The organism is Mesorhizobium sp. B2-3-2 (genome assembly GCF_006442295.1).
Classification (GTDB): Bacteria; Pseudomonadota; Alphaproteobacteria; order Rhizobiales; family Rhizobiaceae; genus Mesorhizobium.
Genome location: NZ_VFWA01000011.1, coordinates 46,661 through 63,790, shown reverse-complemented (window position 1 = coordinate 63,790; position 17,130 = coordinate 46,661). Strand labels below are relative to the sequence as shown.

Below are 17,130 nucleotides of genomic sequence, written 5' to 3'. Positions count from 1 at the left end.
GACTGGTCAAAATCTTTTACCAGTGAAGCGCGTCGGTTGCAAACCCCGCTTTGACCGAGAGCGGGCACGGACGCAACGGACGCCTTCCGCAGCGGCAATCTGCCGCTGGCAGGCCTTATCCTGTGGGAAGTAAGGCGCGCCTACTCGCCCGGATGTTTCGCCGGCTCGGAATGCATGCGCCGCACCCGCCGCACGCCCCACCAGACCAGCAGGATGGCGAGCGGCACGCACGCCGCCGTGACCACTTCGGGCGCGAAGGCATGGCCGAAGATCGAGGCGCCCTTGGCGACATAGCCGACGAGGCCGACGACATAGTAGGAAACGGCCGCGACCGACAGGCCTTCGACGGTCTGCTGCAGGCGCAGTTGCAACCGGGCGCGATTGTTCATCGAGGCGAGCAGGTCGCGGTTCTGCTTCTCGACCTCGACATCGACCCAGGTGCGCAGCAGCGTGGTGGCGCGCGTCAGCTTGCGCGATAGATTGGCCTGACGCTCCTCGACCGAACGGCAGGTGCGCATGGCAGGCGCCATGCGCCGCCGCAGGAACCCCGCCCAGGTGTCATATCCCTGTACGGCCTCTTCCTCGAGCGCTTCCAGTCTTTCGCCGACGATGCCGTCATAGGCACGGCTGGCGCCGAAGCGGTAGAGGCTCGACGCCGCGTCGGCCTCCAGCTCGGCCGCGAGTTCGGTCAGGTCGGCCAGCAATTTCTGGCTGTCGCGGGTCTCGGCGAGCTTCATCTCCAGCGTGATCTGGGCCAGCCTGTCCTCGATGCGGCGGGCGCGGCCGGACAAGGCCAGCGCCAGCGGGAGGCCGAGCGTGGCCAGCGTGCGGTAGGTCTCGATGTCGATCAGCCGCTGCGACAAGGCGCCGGTGCTGGCCGGCGTCAGGGCGCGGTCAAGGATCAGCATACGGGTCAGGCCGTCGCCATCCTGGCGGAAATCGGTGACGATCGCAGCATTGCCGCGTTCGACCAGCGAATAGCAGAGGCTGGTCGGATCGAAGCCGGCGATCGAGCGCTCGCCCGCCTGCGTCCATTTGCGGATCTCGAGCCGGATTCCTGAAATAACGGTTCCGGGTGGAGAAAATCCGTTGCCGAACGGCGAATCCTCCTGGCCCTTGCCGCCTTCGACTAGCGGCCCTTCCCACAGGTAGGTGGAGAATTCGGTATGCCGCTCCCAGCGCAGCGAGCCCTGGCCCCATCTCATGGCGTGATGGCGGGCCTGACGGTCGGGCGCGGCTATGCCGAGCCGGCGCGACAGCTCGGAAAGCACCGAATGATCGACGCCGGCGCCACCCTCGGTCATGAAGGCGAGCTGGATCAGCACACGCGGCTTCTCGATCAGCGGGTGCGGACGGGCGTGGACTTCGCCCAGCGCACCAGGCCGTCCCTCATGCGCCGGAAAGCCGAGCACGCTGCCCTTGGCGCGCGGTTGAAATTCGAGATTGGACGGGTCCTGCGACACGGCTTGTTCCCCGGGTTTCTTTGAACCCTCTTGCAGTTGCGTCCTCTAGAGCCAATAGGCCGGTGACGCAAACAGCAAAGTTTAGCCGAAGACGATATGGGCGCGAGCGCGGAAGCCGACACGCTTCGACCAATTGGATAAATAATTTGACCAGTTGGCGACGCTGGCTTTATCTTGCGCGACACCGGTCCAACACTCGCAGGCATGCCGTTGAGCGACATTTTTTCCAGGATCGAGCACTCGCGAACCGCCGACGAGGTGGTGCAGCAGATCGAAAGCCTCGTCCTGGAAGGCGTGCTGCGCACCGGCGACCGGCTGCCTGGCGAGCGCGAGCTGGCGCGCCAGTTCGATGTGTCCCGGCCGATCCTGCGCGACGCGCTGAAGGCGCTCGAGGGACGCGGCCTTTTGACGACGCGGCCGGGCGGCGGCACATATGTCGCCGACATCATCGGCCAGCTGTTCACCAAGCCGGTGGCGGACCTGATCTCGACGCATCGCAAAGCGGTGGCCGATTACCTGGAGTATCGCCGGGAGGTGGAGGGGATCGCCGCCGAATATGCGGCGCGGCGCGCCACGCCGGAGGACCTGGCCCTGCTCGACCGCATCATGGCACGCATGGACGAAGCGCACCGCACCGGGGATTTCGACGACGAAGCCGAGATCGACGTCGAGTTTCATCATGCGATCTGCGAATGCGCGCACAACATCCTGCTCCTGCATACGCTGCGCTCCTGCTATAGGCTGCTGTCGGAAGGCGTGTTCCAGAACCGGTTGCTGGTGTTCACCGTGCCCGGCGTGCGCGATGCGCTGCTGGCCCAGCACCGGGCGATCCACATCGCGGTCAAGGCCGGCGACCCGGCCGGCGCGCGGCAGGCGGCGATGGACCACATGATCTATGTCGAGCGGTCGATGGCGCAAGCCGAGCGCAGCGGCGACTGGCAGCGCGTATCGCGGCTCAGGCTCAGGCAACGCTCTGAAGCCGGCGATGCCGAGCCGGCGCGCAAACGCTCCTGAACGATATCGATCAAGCGGGGACACGATGAGCGACATTCTCACCATTGCCGACCTCAAGGACCTGGCGCGACGGCGCGTGCCCAGGATGTTCTTCGAGTATGCCGATTCCGGTGCATGGACCGAGAGCACCTACCGGGCCAACGAGGACGACTTCCAGAAGATCAAGTTCCGCCAGCGCGTGCTGGTCGACATGAGCAACCGCTCGCTGGAATCGACCATGATCGGCGAGAAGGTGGCCATGCCGGTGGCGCTGGCCCCAACCGGCATGACCGGCATGCAGCATGCGGACGGCGAGATGCTGGCGGCGCAGGCGGCCGAGGAATTCGGCGTGCCGTTCACCCTGTCGACGATGAGCATCTGCTCGATCGAGGATGTCGCGTCCGTGACGAAGAAGCCGTTCTGGTTTCAGCTTTACGTGCTGCGCGACAAGGACTTCGTGCTCGATCTGATCGACCGGGCAAAGGCGGCGAAATGCTCGGCGCTGGTGCTGACGCTCGACCTGCAGATCCTCGGCCAACGGCATAAGGATGTCCGCAACGGACTTTCGGCGCCACCCAAGATGACGCTGGCCAACATCGCCAACATCGCGGTCCGTCCGCGCTGGTGGATGGGCATGGCCGGCACGAAGCGCCGCACGTTCCGCAACATCGTCGGCCACGCCAAGGGCGTCGGCGACGTGGCTTCGCTGGCGTCATGGACGACGGAGCAGTTCGACCCGCATCTGTCATGGAAGGATATCGCCTGGATCAAGGAACGCTGGGGCGGCAAGCTGATCCTGAAAGGCATTCTCGACAAGGAAGACGCGTTGATGGCCGCTGAAACGGGCGCCGACGCGATCGTGGTTTCCAACCATGGCGGGCGTCAGTTGGACGGCGCATCCTCGTCAATCATGGCGCTGGAGGAAATCGCGGACGCGGTCGGCGACAGGATCGAGGTGCACATGGATGGCGGCATCCGCTCCGGCCAGGACGTGCTGAAGGCGCTGTGCCTCGGCGCCAGGGGCACCTATATCGGCCGGCCGTTTCTCTACGGCCTGGGCGCGCTCGGCAAGGAAGGCGTTACCAAGGCGCTGGAAATCATCCGTAAGGAGATGGACATCACGCTGGCGCTGTGCGGAAAGCGTCTGGTGACCGATATGGGCAAGGACCAGATCCGGCGCTAGCCAGGTCGGCGACGGCCTGATCACGGAGACAGCGATACGTTGGCAGAACCCGACATTCATTTCCTGGACGCGCGCGGCCCGGACGGCATGCGGCTCTACGCAATCGGCGATGTCCATGGCCGGCTCGATCTGCTGGCCGCCATGCATCAGCGAATCGAGAGCGAGCTCGAATGGAAGCCGGCTCGCGACTGGCGCGTCATCCACCTCGGCGACTATGTCGACCGCGGGCCGGACTCCAAGGACGTTGTCGATTTCCTGATCGAGGCGCGCAAACGCGATCCGCGAAACGTGATGCTCGCCGGCAATCACGATCTCGGCTTTCTCGATTTTCTCGATACCCCTGACCCGGACGGGCTTTTCATGCGCTATGGCGGGGTCCAGACGGCGCTATCCTACGGTGTGCCGCTCGCTGCCGACGCCGGGTGGTTCGGCAGGATGGAGACGATGAGACGGGGACATCAGGCTCTGCTCGAAGCCGTACCGCAACGCCATATCGACTTCCTGCGTTCGCTACCCTTCTCAATCAGCTTCGGCGACTTCTTCTTCTGCCATGCCGGCATCAGGCCAGGAATTGCCCTGGAGAACCAGAATCCGCAGGATCTGATCTGGATCCGCGACGTTTTCCACGATCACGCCGGCCTTTTCCCGAAGATCGTGGTGCACGGCCATACGCCCGTTCCCGAGGCGGAAGTCATGGCCAACCGCGTCAATGTCGATACGCTCGCCTGGCAATCAGGCATGCTGAGCGCGCTCGTTGTCGAGGGCGCCGACAAACGCATTCTGACAATGACAATAAGGGAAGCTTGAGTGGCGCGCGCCGCGGATACGATGCGACCGGTCCGGCTGTTTCAGCGCAGCGAAGCGGTGACCCCGTAGCCGTCGACGGCGTTGTGGTTGTTGGCGGCATCGGCCGCATAGATGCCGAGACCGCAAATCACGATGGCGGACATCATGGCAAAGGACAGAAGCGCTGCTTTCACGGACGTCATCTCTTGTTGAGCTTCCTGCATCTGTGCACGAGGCGGTTACCAATGCGTTGAAACGGAAAATACGTCTCAAAGTTTCGACGATTTCGCGCTTCTAGGCATGTTCTGTATCGGCGGTGTGTCGCACGGGCCACACCAAGGTCCCATCGCGGTTGCACCGGTGATGCAGAGCGCGCGCCTTCTAGGATGGCGGGCGTACGCAAGCCAAGCACGAAACCGGTTTTCCCCAGGCGGATTCACCGCCGCGTGCCAATTTTGCCACGCCCTGGTCCGCAGAGATGATGCTCAGATCGTCGCCACCCATGCGCGGGCGATGGCCAGGCCGGCAGCATCGGCATCCGGTCCGTTACGGGCCATTTCGCCATCGAGCTTGCCGGCCCAGTCGGGGTGGCGCGCTGCAATGATCGGCGCGAAAGAGGTGCTCCAGTCCTTTATCAGCGGCCGGTCGGCCTCGAAATGGAACTGGAAGCCGTAGACGGCGCGGCCGACACGGAACGCCTGGTTCTCGGCGACATCATTGCCGGCGAGCCGCACGGCGTCTTCGGGCAGCACGAAAGTGTCGTCGTGCCATTGGAAGATCGGGAACTTTTCCGGAAGCTCGGCCAGCACCGGATCGGCCTTGGCGTCCGGCGTCAGCGACACGCCGCGCCAGCCGAATTCGTTGGCGCCGCCGATGCGGTTCTCGCCGCCGAAGGCGCGGGCCACCAGCTGGCTGCCGAGGCAGATGCCGAGCACGGCGCGGTCCTTGCCGGCGAAATCGCTGATAAGTTCGAGCAGCGCCGGAAAATAGGGATATTCATCGTCGGCCAGAGCGTTCTGGCCGCCGCCGAGCACTACCATGGCGTCGTGGCCGTTCGCATCGTGCGGCAGCGGATCGCCCTTGTAAGGAAGGCGGATGTCGAGATCGGCACCGGCTTCCGCCAGAGCCGCGCCGACCTGGCCGAGGCCGGTATTGTCGTAGTTCTGGACCACCAGCACCCGCATCGCAAAACCCTGCTGACATGAAAACGGTGCGGCGAGCGATATCATGGCGCCGGCATTTCAGCCAAGATGCGGGCGCGCGGAGAAAACTATGCCACTGCAAAACCGGGTCGATCCGTTCGGCGCCATCCACGCCGTGCCCGAGCGCGGCCTGTTCACGGGCAATCGCGGCATCATCCACGATCCCGAGACCAGGACGCTGTTGAAAAAACGCTGGGCGCTTCACGCCTGGATCATCTGCGTCTGCGACTTCCGCGGCGCGCGGCGCGAGCCGATGGGCCGCAACCGGCCGGGAGGAAAGGCCGGCTGGACCGAGCTGTTCTTCCTCGACGAGGTGACGGCACTGGCCGCCGGGCATCGCCCCTGCTTCTTTTGCCGGCGCGAACGGGCCAAGGACTTTGTCCAGCGCTTCGGCGAAGCCTTCGCCATTGCCGAGCCGCGCGCGCCGCAGGTCGACAAGCGGCTGCACAAGGAACGGCTGGCTTCGGGCGGCAAGCCTCCGGTGGTGGCGGCCGACGAGCTTGCAGGCCTGCCCGACGGCACGATGATCGACGGCGACGGCGATGCCTACGCCCTGCGTCGCGGCAGGGCGCTGCGCTGGTCGTTCGCAGGATATTGCGGGGCGCGGGATTTCGACGGCCTCGCTGGCCGGACACTGCGGCTGTTAACGCCGCCGACCACCGTGCGCGTGCTGAGGCAAGGCTACGAACCCGTCTGGCATCCTTCCGCCAAGACTTGACGCCAACCGCCGCCTCGCCCATTCCTCGGCGATGCGCGCCAACTACAAGATGCAACGCCTGTTCGTGCCCGACGATCTCGGGCCGGACGCCGAATTCGATGCCGGTCAGCAGCAAAGCCATTATCTCCAGCATGTGCTGCGGCTTGGCGAGGGCGCCGAGATCCTGTTGTTCAACGGCCGCGACGGCGAATGGTCGGCGGCCATCGCGGCCAAATCCAAGAAGGCGGTGAAGCTGAGGGTGCTGGCGCGGCAACGGCCGCAACCGCCGCTGCCCGATCTCGTCTACTGCTTCGCACCGCTGAAGCAAGGCCGGCTCGACTATCTCGTGCAGAAGGCGGTCGAGATGGGCGCCGGAGTGCTGCAGCCGGTCATTACCCAGCACACGCAAGTGGCCAAACCCTCCATCGACCGGTTGCGCGCCAACGTCGTGGAGGCGGCCGAGCAATGCGGCATACTTGCGGTGCCGGAAGTGCGGGAAGCGGAAAGGTTCGAACGCCTGCTGACCGGCTGGGACAAGGAGCGGCGGCTGATCTTCTGCGATGAGGACGCTTCGACCAACAATCCCTTGCCCGCGCTGCAAGCGTTGAGCGAAAGGAAGCTCGGCCTGCTGGTCGGGCCGGAAGGCGGATTTTCCGACGAGGAGCGCAAGGTGCTGCGCGCTTTGCCCTTCGTCACCGCCATTCCGCTCGGCCCGCGCATCCTGCGCGCCGATACGGCCGCCGTCGCCGCACTGGCGGTGATGCAGGCCACGATCGGGGATTGGTAGGGTTCTTCCTTCTCTTTTCTGGAAATGGAAGAGCCGCATCGTTCAATTCCTGTTGACCTCTGGCTCAGGATTTTTCGCTTGATCGGCTACTGACATTTCGTCCATCTAGCGCCGGCGGTCGTCCGGCCGCCCTGCAGTGCCGCGCGTCGACGCGCAAAGGCTGCTGTAGTACTTTGATTTTGGCGCATATCCCGGAAATCGAGGTCGATTTCGGTCGTGTGCCGCAGGGGCTTGATGATGGCGCGCGACACAACCGATTTCCGGCCGATCGAAGGCATGGACGAACTCGTCGAGCACCTGGCCGAGGGCAACAAACCGCGAGACAAGTGGCGCATCGGCACCGAGCACGAGAAATTCCCGTTCTACGTCGACGGCAACGAGCCCGTGCCCTATGGCGGCGAGCGCGGCATACGCGCCATCCTCGAAGGCATGCAGTCAAAGCTCGGCTGGGATCCCATCATCGATGACGGCCGCATCATCGGCCTGGTCGAGCCGACCGGCCAGGGCGCGATTTCGCTGGAGCCCGGCGGCCAGTTCGAACTCTCCGGCGCGCCACTGGAGACGATCCACCAGACCTGCCGCGAGGGCAACGCCCACCTGGCCCAGGTGCGCGAGATCGCCGAGCCGATGGGCATCCGCTTCCTCGGCCTTGGCGGCAGCCCGAAATGGTCGCTGGCCGAGACGCCGAAAATGCCGAAGTCGCGCTACGAGATCATGACGCGTTACATGCCCAAGGTCGGCACCAAGGGCCTCGACATGATGTACCGCACCTGCACGATCCAGGTTAACCTCGACTTCGAGAGCGAGGTGGACATGCGGCGCAAGATGCAGGTGTCGCTGAAGTTGCAACCGCTGTCGACGGCGCTGTTCGCCAACTCGCCCTTCACGGAGAGCCGACCGAACGGCCTGCAGAGCTGGCGCGGCGACATCTGGCGCGACACCGACAACCAGCGCTCGGGCCTGCTCGAATTCTGCTTCTCGCCTGATTTCGGCTTCGCCGACTATGTCGAGTGGGCGCTCGACGTGCCGATGTATTTCGTCATCCGCGACGGACAATACCACGACATGACGCACGTCACCTTCCGTCAGTTCATGGCCGGGGCCGCCCGCAATGAAATCCCGGACGGATTGCCGACGATGGGCGACTGGGCGAACCATCTGTCGACGCTCTTCCCCGACGTGCGGCTGAAGCGCTTTCTCGAGATGCGCGGCGCCGACGGCGGGCCGTGGCGACGCATCTGCGCCCTGCCGGCCTTCTGGGTCGGGCTTCTCTATGACGAGGCTGCGCTCGATGCGGCCGAGGCGCTGACCTCGAGCTGGACCTATGAGGAAGTGCTGGCAATGCGCAACGCCGTGCCCGAACAAGGCATTTCGGCGCCGTTCCGCAACACCACGCTTCGCGACATCGCGCGCGACGTGCTCACCATCTCGCGCATGGGGCTGAAGAACCGCGGCAAGAAGAACCGCGACGGCTATGACGAGACCTCGTTCCTCAACACGCTCGACGAAGTCGTGGCGCGCGGCACCACCAGCGCCGAGGAGTTGCTGTCGGCCTACCACACGCGCTGGGGCGGCTCGATCGAGCCGGTGTTCATGGAATACGCCTATTGACCCTCGGCTTCGAGGCGGCCGGGGTCCTCCAAAAGGCGCTTCAATCGGCAGTGGAAACGAATTAGGCTCCTCCGGCGGGATTTCCGGAGGAGAGACCAATGCCTTCCTTGTTCGACATGCTGGCGCAGGCCCAGAACGGCAACGGCATGCAGGCGCTTGCCCAACAATATGGGCTTTCCATGCAGCAGACGCAGGCGGCGGTCGCCGCGCTGCTGCCGGCCTTTTCGCAGGGTCTGCAGCGCAACACCGCAGACCTCTATGGGCTCGGCGCCTTCATGACGGCGATGGCAAGCGGCCAGCACGCCAAATATTTCGAGGACGCGACCCGGGCCTTCTCGCCGCAAGGCGTCGATGAGGGCAACGGCATTCTGGGGCATCTGTTCGGCTCCAAGGATCTGTCGCGCGCCGTTGCCAGTCAGGCGGCGCAGGCGAGCGGCGTGAGCCAGCAGGTGCTGCAGCAGATGCTGCCGGCCCTGGCCTCGATGCTGATGGGCGGGCTGTTCAAGCAGACGACAAGTCAGATGCAGGCGGCCGGCGGTTTCGGGGGTGGCGGCAACAATCCTCTGGGCGAGATCATCGAGCAGATGATGCGGCAAGGCGGGGGCGTGCAAGCCCCGGCGCCACAACCGCGCCAGGCACCACAGCCGCAGGCCCCGGTGGACAATCCGCTCGGCAAGGTCTTGCAGGACATGTTCGGTGGCGGAACGCCGCAGCCACAAAGCCAGCCTCAGCCGCCTCCCGATCCCTATGGCGACAATCCGCTCGGCAAGGTGCTGCAGGATATGTTCGGCGGTGGCGCGCCGCAGCCGCAAGGCCGGCCCCAGCCGCAGCAGACCCAGAGCCCCTATGGCGACAGTCCGCTAGGCAAGATCTTCGAGGAGATGCTGCGCCAGGGCGGCGGCGGTGTATCCGGCGGGCAGCCGGCGCCGCAGCCTCAAGCTCGGCAGCAGCCCCAGGCGCCGCAGCCGCAGACCAATCCGAGCGGCAGGCCGAGGAACCCATTCGACGATCTGTTCGGCAAGATGTTCGAGACCGGAGCGCAGCAGCGCGACGACTACCAAAAGGGCATGGAGTCGATTTTCGACCAGTTCAAGCGCGGCATGGATCGGCGATAGCCGTCGCAAGTTGGCTTTACCCAATCCAAAAAGAAAGCCCGGTCCTTGGGAGGACCGGGCAGCGTGCAGGCAGGCCGGCGGGGGACCGGCAGGGAGTGGGAAGCCTGCATGAACCTTGGTCGCGCTGATTGCTGAAAGGTTCAGCGGAACCGAAACTCAACCGATCAGGCCACCCTGCGGGCGATGTCCTCGATGGTTTCGACGCGATCGCTGGCGATTTCGCGCAACATCGCCGTCGGATCTCGGCCAAACGGCACGTCGATGGCGACGTGCAGGTCGGCGCGCGTGAGGCCGATATCGGCGAGCTCGGCGTCCGACATCTCGCCTAGGCGATAGAAGGCACGGCGGTTTTTCCAGGCGCGGTAAGCGTTGGAGACGGTATTTGCCACGCGCGTCGCAACGGCCGGACGCGTGGTGATGCGCGAGGTCTCGGTGGCGAAATCAAACGTGGCCATGTCGGTCTCCTTCAGACTCGAACGGGCAAAACCAGGCAATCGGCGCTTAGCAAACAGCGACCGTTCCGGTTTCGATTCACTTCAAGAAATGCATGTCTTTGGCCCAGAGCCGGTGTCCACTTTGGGCGACATGCATTGGTTTCATGTGGACAATGCCAATTTGCCACCACGCGATTGATTAATCCAACGAATGTTTCTAATCTTTAGCATCAACATCAATGATGGATTGAACCGATGAAAGCGCCGCTCGATCTCGATCAGTTGCAGACCTTCATCTCGATTGCCGATACCGGCAGTTTTACGCGTGCGGCCGAAGAGGTGCACCGCACCCAGTCGGCGGTGTCGATGCAGATGCGCCGGCTGGAGGAGCGGATCGGCAAGCCGCTGTTCGAAAAGGAAGGGCGCAGCAACCGACTGACGGAGGAAGGCGACAAGCTGCTTTCCTACGCAAGACGGCTGCTCTATCTCAACCGCGAAACGCTGGCCGCCTTCGACGACCGGCGGCTCGAAGGCACCATCCGCATCGGTACGCCGGACGACTACGCCGACCGTTTCCTGCCCGAGATCATGGCGCGCTTCACACGTTCCAATCCACGCGTCGAACTGACCGTCGTCTGCGAGCCGACGCCGGGGCTGGTCGAACACATCAAGCGCGGCAATCTCGACCTGGCGCTGGTGACGCATAACGACGTGCGCGGCCAGTCCGAGGTGGTGCGGCGCGAACCGCTGCTGTGGGTCACCTCGGCCAACCACGCCACGCACGAGCAGGAAACGCTGCCGATGGCCTTTGGTCGGCCAAACTGTATCTGGCGGCGCGCCGCCGTCGACGTGCTTGACCAGCAGAACCGCGACTATCGCATCCTGTTCACCAGTTTTTCCGCAACGGTCATCACCGCAGCGGTGTTGTCGGGCCTGGCGATCTCGGTGCTGCCGGAATGCGCCTTGCGGCCCGGCATGCGGGTGCTGGGCGAGGCCGATGGCTTCGGCGCCCTGCCCGACTGCCGCATCGGCATCATGCGCGGCCAAACCTCGCGGCCGGAGATCGTCGATGCGCTGGCCCGGCACATTTCGGAAAGCCTGGACAACATCTCGGTGCCGCTTGGCGAAGAGACGGGAACGTTCGATTTCGCGGCACTCGCCTTCAGCAAGATGCGGCGAACCAAGCCGAACCAGATCCTGCCGGGCTGGTAGGCGATCAGACGCAACTGAACGCTGACCTGAAAACAGCCAGCTTGACGCCGGCGCGCAACCAGCCCCCAATCGGCCGATGAGCGAAGCAGCATCCGAATCACGCAGCAACGCCACCGAATATACGGTGAGCGAGATATCAGGCGCGCTGAAGCGCACGGTCGAGGATGCCTTCGGCAATGTGCGGGTGCGCGGTGAAATCTCGGGTTATCGCGGGCCGCACTCCTCCGGCCATGCCTATTTCACGCTGAAGGACGACCGCGCGCGGCTCGACGCCGTGGTGTGGAAAGGCACGATGGGCCGGCTGAAATTCCGCCCCGAAGAAGGAATGGAGGTGATCGCCACCGGCAGGCTCACCACCTATCCCGGCAAATCCAACTACCAGATCGTCATCGACAATCTGGAACCGGCCGGCGCCGGAGCCTTGATGGCGCTGCTGGAAGAGCGCAAGCGCCGGCTGCAGGCCGAAGGCCTGTTCGAGGGGGGCCGCAAGCGGTTGCTGCCCTTCATGCCGCGGGTCATCGGCGTCGTCACCTCGCCGACGGGTGCCGTCATCCGCGACATCATCCACCGGATCAAGGATCGTTTTCCACTGCATGTGCTCGTCTGGCCGGTGCGGGTGCAAGGCGAGACCGCGGGCGCCGAAGTGACCGCCGCCGTCGCCGGTTTCAACGCGCTGGCATGGGACGGCGTCATCGAGCGCCCGGACCTGCTGATCGTGGCGCGCGGCGGCGGCAGCCTCGAGGACCTGTGGGGCTTCAACGACGAGGCGCTGGCCCGCGCCGTCGCCGCCTCCGCCATTCCGGTGATCTCGGCCGTCGGCCACGAAACCGACTGGACGCTGATCGACCTCGTCGCGGATGTGAGGGCGCCGACGCCGACGGGGGCGGCCGAAATCGCCGTCCCGGTGAAGGCCGACCTCGAAGCGACGCTCGCCAGTCTCGGCGCACGGCTCAAGGCGGCGGTTTCGCGCAATTTCGAGCGCAAGCGCCAGGCTGTCCGCGCGGCGGCACGTGCGCTGCCCTCGCCCGATCAATTGCTGGCGCTGCCACGGCGCCGCCTCGACGAGGCGACGAGCCGGCTCGGACGTGGCCTCATGGTTTCGACCGAGCGCAAGCGGGGACGCTTCCTTGCCCTGAAACTGACGCCGGCAATGCTGTCGCAGCGAATTGCCGAGGCACGGCGGACCAACGAGCGCAATCTCCTGCGGGCACAGGGCGCGTTGCGCACGCTGACGAGAGCCCGGCGCGCGGAACTCAATCGCGCCGCCGATCGGTTGCCGAAATGCGCGCGGGCGTCGCTGCAGCGGCACCGGCAGCAATTGGCGGCGCTGCAGGGCCGCATCACCATAGAGCCTACGGCGCGGCGGCAGCGGACCCAAAGGGATTTCCTGACCGCGCTGACGCGGCGCAGCACGCATGCGGCATCGCTGAGGCTTGAGCGACTGCGCAGCCGCGTCGCCCAGGCCGACCGCTTGTTGGCGACTCTGTCGCACAAGGCCGTGCTGGCACGCGGCTTCGCCCTGGTGAAGGATGCCGACGGCGCCGTCGTCAAGCGTGCGGCGGAATTGTCGGCGGGGATGGCGCTCTCCCTGGAGTTCGCCGACGGCACGGCGGATGCGGTCGCGACCAGCGGCTCGGCGCGGCCAAGACCCGTCGCCAAACCCGCGGCCAAGGCCAAGGAGCCCGGCAGCCAGGGCTCTCTATTCTGAAGCCGTGACATGACAGACAATCCGCATCATCGGAAAACGCCCTCCGGCAAGCCGCGCGCGCGAAGCTTAGGCATCGGCTTCGACGGCACGCCTGGCCCGTTCAACGCGATCACCGACGTGGCCGGCGTGTCGGTCGGTTATTCCACGCTGATTTCAGGCGACGGCCCGCTCGTCGTAGGCCAGGGACCGGTGCGCACCGGCGTGACCGCGGTCCTGCCCAGGCCGCGCAGCGAGCTCGCCACGCCGGTCTTTGCCGGCATCTTCAGCCAGAACGGCAATGGCGAACTGACCGGCTCGCACATCGTCGAGGAGACCGGCGCCTTCAACTTCCCCATCACCGTCACCAACACGCATTCCTGCGGCGTTTCGCGCGACGGCACGCTGCGCTGGATGAGCCAGGTGCTGCCGGCGGCACTCGACAGCGGCTGGGGACTGCCGGTGGCAGCGGAAACCTATGACGGCTTCCTCAACGACATCAACGGCCACCATGTGACATCAGGGCATGTTGCCGAGGCGCTCGACGGTGCCGCCAGCGGACCGATCGAGGAAGGCAGCGTCGGCGGCGGCACCGGCATGATCGCCTTCGGCTTCAAGGCCGGTTCGGGCACCGCGTCGCGCATCACCGAATGGCAAGGCCGTGCCTACACTGTCGGTGCCTTCGTGCAGGCGAATTTCGGCAAGCGGCGCAATTTCACGCTTCGCGGCCTGCGCGCCGGGCCGGAGCTCGTCGAACCGGCGATCCGCGAAGGCACGCCACGTGCCGAAAAAGGCTCGATCATCGCCGTCATTGCCACCGACGCACCGTTCCTGCCGCATCAGATGAAGCGGCTGGCCCGTCGCGTGCCGCTCGGCGTCGCCATGACCGGCGGCTTCGGCTATCACAGTTCCGGCGACATCTTCCTTGCCTTCTCTACCGCCAATCCCGACGCGGCCCTGGCGCCGCCGGGCCGGATCGCTTGCGCCGAGTTCATCCCAGACACCGACATCGATCCGTTCTTCGATGCCGTGGTCCAGGGCGTCGAGGAAGCCGTCCTCAATGCGATGATCGCCAACGAGGACATGACCGGGCGCGACGGCAATTTCGTGCCGGCGCTGCCGAAGGCGTGGCTGAAGGAGAAATTCGGCTGAGACAAATACGCGGACCGAATGGTCCGCGTACTCATACAGGATTGCTTCTGAATTATTCCGCGGCCTTGCTCGCGGCCTGCTGGTGCTCGTCGGCCTCGGCCGCTTCCTCGAGCCGGGAGGCAATGAGTTCCTGGATATCGCCGACTTCTTCCTGGATATCCTCCAGCGGTATGCCGACCTCGGCCGCCTTGGCAGCGCATTCCCTGGCCAGTGTTTCGGCCTGCTTCTCGATCCTGGCGTGGGACTGGCAATGGACTTTTTCGCCAATCCATCCCTGCAAGAATTCGATGGCGTGCTCACTCATATTGCTTTTCCCTGGCGGCGAAGCCGGTTGGTAATCATAAACGTCGGCATCCGGTGAAGGATGCATGTCCCCATTCCAGCCGAGTCGCCACCGGACGGCAAGCCGATGTCGTCCAAGGTCCACAGAGCCAAAGGAAATAGAGGATTGAAGAACATTTTCTGTTTCTGGGGGGCGGGTATCGATTGGCGGGAATCCTGTCCCGCCTCGAGAGGCTGCTTCTACTTGCTTCTTACGGTTTTCAGGTCCGTTTGCATCTCAATGGCTGTCACAACAGCTGCCCGATGACGTTGCCGTTTCCAGGCACAAGCCATCGAAGCCGCCGCTATATAGTGACATCGCCATGCAATGTCGACTCTCCCCGCCGCCTTGCATGGAAGCCCCGCGAAAGCCGCATAGGTCACCGTGCCGATCAGAAGGTCTCGACCCAGGGTCTGAGCTCGAGTTCCCAGGTCCAGGCGCTGCGGTTCTGGCGATGGATGCCGAGATAGGCATCGGCGATCGCGTCCGGCGACAGCCGTCGCTCCTGCGGGTCGGGAGCCTCTCCCGGCGCGGTCGAGGCAATGGCGCCATCGATGACGAAATGCGCGACATGGATGTTCTTGGGGGCCAGTTCGCGAGCCATGGATTGCGCCAGTCCACGCAAGCCGAACTTGGGCATCGCGAAACCGGCCGAGCCGGCGAATCCCTTGACGCTTGCCGTCGCGCCGGTGAAGAAGATCGAGCCCGAGCCTTGCGAAAGCAGCCGGTTGGCCGCTTGCTGGCCAACCAGGAAGCCGCCATAGGCCCCCACCAGCAAAGCCTGCCTGACGGCCTCTGGATCGAGTTCGGCGATCGGGCCACGGGCGCGTCCGCTGGCATTGAAGACCACGAGCGACAGCGGCCCGGCCTTGTCAACTATCTCGAACAGGCGCTGCACCGACGCGGCATCGGAGACATCGGTTGCCACGGCTTGGGCGCCGGTCTGCGCCAGCAATGGGTCGAGCTTCTCGACGTTGCGGGCGGCCAGCACGACACGAAACCCTTCCCTTGCAAGAAGGCGCGCAAGCGAGGCGCTCAATCCGGATCCCGCTCCGGCAATGACGGCGACATTGGATGTCATGAGCATCTCTCTTTCGCGGTGGTGACTGGATTTGGACAGGGTTGCGCCTTCCCAAGTGGAACGCAAGAGAAAGCACTCCAAGAAAATCGCGTGTCGTCGTGGCGCGCTTCCCAGGCCGCCAAAACTGCTCCCGGCAAAGAAAAATGGCCGGGCGCGAAGACGGCCCGGCCAGAAAGAAGGTCATAACCTTCAGAGGGGAACACCGTTCGGAGGAATGGGAGGAAACCTCGAACGATAATTTTATCTTGAGCCCATTTTCGCGCGCTGGCGACGAATAGGATCCTAAAATCGTGCTGTCCTACAAAAATTTCTACCTGCCGAATGGCTCAGCCTGCCCGGGTCTCGGGCTCAAGCAGATCGGCATAATGACGCCGCGCGACGTCGGGATGGGAGCGCAGCCTGCTCTTCAGCACATTTGTTCCGACATCGCGAAACAGCGGATTGTCGGGATCGCTGGCCGGCCCGCGCGCCTGCGCCGCCAATTCCTCGGGAAGCTCCAGCAGCGGTATCGTGGCATCGAGCCTGGCGCTGAAGAAGAACGGCACCGAGATGCGTTCGACGCCGGCGGGCGGCGTCACGACGCGATGCACGGTGGCTCTCAAATAGCCGTTCGAGGCGAGTTCCAGCAGCTCGCCGATGTTGACGACGAGCGTTCCGGGAATCGGTTCCACGTCCACCCAGCTTCCGTCATAGTCGACCTGCAGGCCCTTGTTCTCGTCCTGGAGCAGCAGCGTTAGGAAGCCGCCATCCTTATGCGCGCCGACGCCCTGGTCGCCGCCGGTCGCTTCGCGGCCGGGGTAGCGCACGATCTTCATGCGATGATTGGGTTCGCCGCGATAGATCGGATCGAAAGCGTCCTCGGCCTGGTCGAGCGACAGCGCGAAGGCCTTGAGCAGACGAATGGCCACGGCCGTCGCCTTGACCTGCCAGGCCAGCAGCGCCGGCTTCAGCTCCGGCAACGCCGACGGCCACTGGTTCGGGCCCTGCAGCCGCGTCCAGGCAGGAATTCCCGGACCTTGCGCGATGGGCGGGCGCTCGACGCCGATGTCGAGCTGCTCGCGCCAGTCGGCACTGCCCCTGGTCAGTTCGCCGCCAGCGCGGGTATAGCCGCGGAACTGCGAGGAATTGACCATCTCTATCGACAGCTTGTCGGCTTCCGGCAAGGCAAAGAAACCCCGCGAAGCGGCGAGAGTCTCGCTGATGTCGGCCCATGGGATGCCGTGGCCGGCCAAATAGAAAAAACCGATATCGCGCGAGGCGGAGCGCAGATCCGCCAGAAACGTCCGGCGCTCCGACGCGCCTTGGTCGAGACGGCTCAGATCGAGCACGGGCACTATTCTGGGCATGTCAGCTCCTTTCCGGGTTCTTTCCGGGCGCTGCTTGAAAACGTCGCCCGGAAAACCGGGCC

General features: G+C 64.7%; 17 protein-coding genes. 10 read left to right on the top strand and 7 right to left on the bottom strand.

Features of this window, described 5'->3' with window-relative positions; translation table 11 throughout:
• Positions 1–140: 140 nt before the first annotated feature.
• Positions 141–1,463: a DUF3422 family protein gene (locus tag FJ964_RS22300; protein ID WP_140552405.1), complete on the bottom strand. Its 1,323-nt coding sequence runs from the start codon at positions 1,461–1,463 to the stop codon at positions 141–143.
• A gap of 210 nt (positions 1,464–1,673) precedes the next feature.
• Between FJ964_RS22300 and FJ964_RS22295 the strand changes: the two genes are divergently transcribed.
• From FJ964_RS22295 to FJ964_RS22285, 3 genes are read left to right on the top strand one after another with little or no spacing between them, the layout of a single operon-like run.
• Positions 1,674–2,477 carry an FCD domain-containing protein gene (locus FJ964_RS22295; RefSeq protein ID WP_140552404.1) on the top strand — a complete coding sequence of 268 codons (804 nt, stop codon included), beginning with the start codon at positions 1,674–1,676 and terminating at the stop codon, positions 2,475–2,477.
• A gap of 25 nt (positions 2,478–2,502) precedes the next feature.
• Positions 2,503–3,639, top strand: a complete 1,137-nt coding sequence (locus tag FJ964_RS22290; RefSeq protein ID WP_140552403.1) for an alpha-hydroxy acid oxidase — start codon at positions 2,503–2,505, stop codon at positions 3,637–3,639.
• A 39-nt stretch (positions 3,640–3,678) separates the two neighbouring features.
• Positions 3,679–4,446 (top strand): metallophosphoesterase family protein, encoded by a 768-nt coding sequence (locus FJ964_RS22285; RefSeq protein WP_140552402.1) that lies wholly within the window; start codon positions 3,679–3,681, stop codon positions 4,444–4,446.
• 41 nt (positions 4,447–4,487) lie between these two features.
• Here FJ964_RS22285 and FJ964_RS22280 read toward each other — a convergent pair whose 3' ends face one another.
• Together FJ964_RS22280 and FJ964_RS22275 are read right to left on the bottom strand one after the other, a co-directional pair.
• Entirely contained in the window at positions 4,488–4,628 is a 141-nt protein-coding gene (locus FJ964_RS22280) for a hypothetical protein (RefSeq protein ID WP_181165325.1), read from the bottom strand.
• 282 nt (positions 4,629–4,910) lie between these two features.
• Positions 4,911–5,609 (bottom strand): type 1 glutamine amidotransferase, encoded by a 699-nt coding sequence (locus tag FJ964_RS22275; RefSeq protein WP_140552401.1) that lies wholly within the window; start codon positions 5,607–5,609, stop codon positions 4,911–4,913.
• 88 nt (positions 5,610–5,697) lie between these two features.
• Between FJ964_RS22275 and FJ964_RS22270 the strand changes: the two genes are divergently transcribed.
• The 4 genes from FJ964_RS22270 (at position 5,698) to FJ964_RS22255 (ending at position 9,837) form a co-directional block, all read left to right on the top strand.
• Entirely contained in the window at positions 5,698–6,345 is a 648-nt protein-coding gene (locus FJ964_RS22270) for a hypothetical protein (RefSeq protein WP_140552400.1), read from the top strand.
• 31 nt (positions 6,346–6,376) lie between these two features.
• Positions 6,377–7,111 carry a 16S rRNA (uracil(1498)-N(3))-methyltransferase gene (locus FJ964_RS22265; RefSeq protein WP_140552399.1) on the top strand — a complete coding sequence of 245 codons (735 nt, stop codon included), beginning with the start codon at positions 6,377–6,379 and terminating at the stop codon, positions 7,109–7,111.
• A 237-nt stretch (positions 7,112–7,348) separates the two neighbouring features.
• Entirely contained in the window at positions 7,349–8,722 is a 1,374-nt protein-coding gene (locus FJ964_RS22260; RefSeq protein ID WP_140552398.1) for a glutamate--cysteine ligase, read from the top strand.
• Positions 8,723–8,820: 98 nt separating this feature from the next.
• Complete coding sequence (locus FJ964_RS22255; protein ID WP_140552397.1) at positions 8,821–9,837, top strand: DUF937 domain-containing protein; 1,017 nt, start codon at positions 8,821–8,823, stop codon at positions 9,835–9,837.
• A gap of 164 nt (positions 9,838–10,001) precedes the next feature.
• Here FJ964_RS22255 and FJ964_RS22250 read toward each other — a convergent pair whose 3' ends face one another.
• On the bottom strand, positions 10,002–10,292 hold the full coding sequence (locus tag FJ964_RS22250; RefSeq protein ID WP_140552396.1) for a DUF1127 domain-containing protein: 291 nt from the start codon (positions 10,290–10,292) through the stop codon (positions 10,002–10,004).
• Between the two features lie 234 nt (positions 10,293–10,526).
• Here FJ964_RS22250 and FJ964_RS22245 point away from each other — a divergent pair, with 234 nt between their 5' ends.
• From FJ964_RS22245 to FJ964_RS22235, 3 genes are all read left to right on the top strand, one after another.
• The gene (locus FJ964_RS22245; RefSeq protein ID WP_140552395.1) at positions 10,527–11,483 is read left to right on the top strand and encodes a LysR substrate-binding domain-containing protein; all 957 of its coding nucleotides are present in this window, start codon (positions 10,527–10,529) and stop codon (positions 11,481–11,483) included.
• 76 nt (positions 11,484–11,559) lie between these two features.
• Complete coding sequence (gene xseA, locus FJ964_RS22240) at positions 11,560–13,191, top strand: exodeoxyribonuclease VII large subunit (protein ID WP_140552394.1); 1,632 nt, start codon at positions 11,560–11,562, stop codon at positions 13,189–13,191.
• 9 nt (positions 13,192–13,200) lie between these two features.
• A complete protein-coding gene (locus FJ964_RS22235; protein WP_140552393.1) occupies positions 13,201–14,319 on the top strand; it encodes a P1 family peptidase in 1,119 nt (372 codons plus the stop codon).
• 52 nt (positions 14,320–14,371) lie between these two features.
• On the opposite strand, the gene FJ964_RS22230 is transcribed toward FJ964_RS22235, so the two are convergent.
• From FJ964_RS22230 to FJ964_RS22220, 3 genes are all read right to left on the bottom strand, one after another.
• A complete protein-coding gene (locus FJ964_RS22230; protein WP_140498383.1) occupies positions 14,372–14,623 on the bottom strand; it encodes a DUF768 domain-containing protein in 252 nt (83 codons plus the stop codon).
• A gap of 409 nt (positions 14,624–15,032) precedes the next feature.
• The gene (locus FJ964_RS22225; RefSeq protein WP_140552392.1) at positions 15,033–15,722 is read right to left on the bottom strand and encodes an SDR family NAD(P)-dependent oxidoreductase; all 690 of its coding nucleotides are present in this window, start codon (positions 15,720–15,722) and stop codon (positions 15,033–15,035) included.
• A gap of 326 nt (positions 15,723–16,048) precedes the next feature.
• On the bottom strand, positions 16,049–17,068 hold the full coding sequence (locus tag FJ964_RS22220) for an isopenicillin N synthase family oxygenase (protein WP_140552391.1): 1,020 nt from the start codon (positions 17,066–17,068) through the stop codon (positions 16,049–16,051).
• Positions 17,069–17,130 lie beyond the last annotated feature (62 nt).